This is a genomic window from Pseudoalteromonas sp. BSi20652 (assembly GCF_000239855.1).
Taxonomy (GTDB): Bacteria; Pseudomonadota; Gammaproteobacteria; order Enterobacterales; family Alteromonadaceae; genus Pseudoalteromonas.
On the sequence record NZ_BADT01000285.1, the window covers coordinates 1 to 353 of the forward strand.

The window sequence follows — 353 nt, forward strand, 5'->3', positions numbered from 1 at the left end:
AAGTTTATGCGAGTAGTTTTTCACAGTTACTGATGTTCGCTCGCCGTTTTCTGTTTAAATTTTCACAGTAACCGGCTTGTGAGGATGGTCTCCCAACTGCACCATGAAATACACGTGTAAATTGGGTTGTGAGTTTTAACCAGTTTTCTGGCGATATATTCATTCTTTCTAGTAAAGGCAAATGTGTACTTTCAATATACCCTCGCTTATCTTCTCGTATACAACGTCCTGTTAATTCAACAAGTTCAAGGTACGATTTAAGCTCAAACGGGAGTCCTTTTGGCATGATTTTACGTGGCATGCCTGCAAAGCGAAGTAGTTTTTTTGGTTGTCTACCCTCTTTTGCGTATGTT

Annotated in this window: 1 protein-coding gene; it reads right to left on the reverse strand. The window is 39.7% G+C overall.

Annotation, left to right across the window (positions count from 1 at the left end; all coding sequences use genetic code 11):
• Positions 1-4: 4 nt before the first annotated feature.
• A partial coding sequence (locus P20652_RS19435; RefSeq protein WP_033018320.1) for a hypothetical protein occupies positions 5-353 on the reverse strand: 349 nt, incomplete at its 5' end.